At 41.9% G+C, this 2,193-nt stretch carries 1 protein-coding gene; it reads left to right on the top strand.

The annotated features are described in order from the left end of the window. Nucleotides 1-324: 324 nt before the first annotated feature. On the top strand, nucleotides 325-2,193 hold a 1,869-nt coding region (locus Q0668_RS25575), incomplete at its 3' end, for an ABC transporter ATP-binding protein (RefSeq protein ID WP_298869400.1).

Here is a 2,193-nt window from a genome sequence, read left to right as displayed (position 1 = left end):
TGCTTCAAAAATCGGATTATTCCTGTACGGGACAAAATGCGTCAACTCTTCAGGAAATTTGATGTCTTCTGCAGTAGCTGTATCACTGAGGCCTTGAAACAAGATTGCTAGAAGCAAACAAATTCGAAGTATAAAAAGAGTTGTATTGAATTGAATTCGGTGCATTTTTTTCCAATCATCAGGTTTATAAAATTTTCTCTCCCATCTCACTGAAGTTTCGCTATTATACGCAAATCGATATCATAAATACAAAGTACGATTACTGAATTTGAGTTGCTTAAGAAGTTATCTGTTGACTTGATTTCAATATTTAAAGGATCTCTCATGACAGATTCAGCTACGTTACTCGATATACAGGGTTTAAAAACCTACTTTCATACTGGACGTGGTCTTGTGAAGGCAGTTGATGATTTGTCGATTACCATCGAGAAGGGAAAAACACTTGGTCTCGTTGGTGAATCTGGATCAGGAAAATCTGTCACGTCTCTTTCAATCATGAAGTTACTTCCCGATACCGCAGCAAAAATCGACGCTGGTTCCATTGCCTTTCTGGGAAAGGACCTTGTGAAATTATCAGATCCCGAAATGCGAAACATTCGTGGCAGTGACATCAGCATGATATTCCAGGAACCTGGGACCTCATTAAATCCGGTATTTCGAGTCGGCAAGCAGGTGATGGAAGCGATCCAATTGCACCAGAAGGTCAGTTCAGAAAAAGCGAAACAGAAGACGATCGAATTGTTTCATGAAGTCGGCATTCTTGATCCAGAGCGAAGGTTTACGAGCTTTCCGCATGAGATGTCCGGAGGTCAGAAACAGCGAGTGATGATCGCAATGGCGTTAAGTTGTAACCCGGAACTTTTAATTGCAGATGAGCCAACCACAGCACTTGATGTAACGATTCAGGCACAAATATTAAATTTGATCAGAAAGTTACGTGATGAACGCGGTATGTCTGTCTTATTTATTACACATGATTTGGGAGTCATTGCAGAAATTGCAGATGATGTGGCTGTCATGTTTCGTGGGAAATTAGTCGAGTACAAACCGGTGGTCGATATTTTCGAAAACCCGGAGCATCCTTACACTAAAGGTTTACTGGCGTGTCGTCCTGCATTAGACACATCATATAAACGGTTACCGACAGTCTCTGATTTCATGGATATCGAGGAATTGGATACGGGAGAATACTCGATCCAGCAAAAGTCATTTGACGAAGACCAGTTTATAGAGCTTACTGCTCATGCACGCCAGCGAATATTACATCCACGATCGGAACTGGAACGAATTGGTTATGACTGGAATGACGTAAAAGATCTTCCCGATTCTGAGTTTGTCAAAGAAACTGAAAAACCGATTTTGAGTCTGGATGAATTGCAGGTCTATTATCCCATAAAAAGTGGTCTCTTTCGACGAACGGTCGATTACGTAAGGGCCGTCGATGGCATGTCTTTGAATATCTATCGGGGACAAACTTTAGGGTTGGTAGGAGAATCTGGTTGTGGGAAAACAACAACCGGTAAGGCCATCGTGGGGCTCGCTCCCGTCACTAATGGGAAAATTCTTCTGGAAGGAAATGATCTGGCGCATATGAGTCGTGCCGGTCGAAAACCATTCCGGCGTAAAGTACAAATTATCTTCCAGGATCCGTATAGCTCCCTTAATCCTCGTATGATGGTTTCTACAATCATCACCGAATCAATGATCGCCCATAACTTAGGGAAATCAAAACGGGATCGACGTGATCGGGCTGCTGAATTACTTGAAGAAGTTGGTTTATCTGTAGAATATTTAGATCGCTATCCACACGAGTTTTCAGGTGGGCAGCGTCAAAGAATCTCAATTGCGCGTGCATTGGCTGTCGAGCCGGAATTTATAATTTGCGATGAATCTGTTTCCGCTTTAGATGTTTCCGTACAAGCTCAAGTTTTGAATTTACTCAAAGATTTACAGGAACAACATAATCTGACCTACATTTTTATCAGCCATGATTTGAGTGTTGTTAAGTTTATGTCCGACATGATGGCAGTCATGAATCACGGGAAGTTAATTGAACTGGGGCCTTCAGAAATGGTCTATCAAGCCCCTCGGGATGACTATACAAGAAAATTGATCGATTCTGTTCCAACTGATGATGTGACGCAAATCAAGAAACGCGTTGAACATAGGAAAACCACGGCTTTTAAGCATAAA

This window comes from uncultured Gimesia sp. (assembly GCF_937910335.1).
Classification (GTDB): domain Bacteria; phylum Planctomycetota; class Planctomycetia; order Planctomycetales; family Planctomycetaceae; genus Gimesia.
The sequence above is the reverse complement of the archived record's forward strand: the minus strand, read 5'-3'. Positions and strand labels throughout refer to the sequence as shown.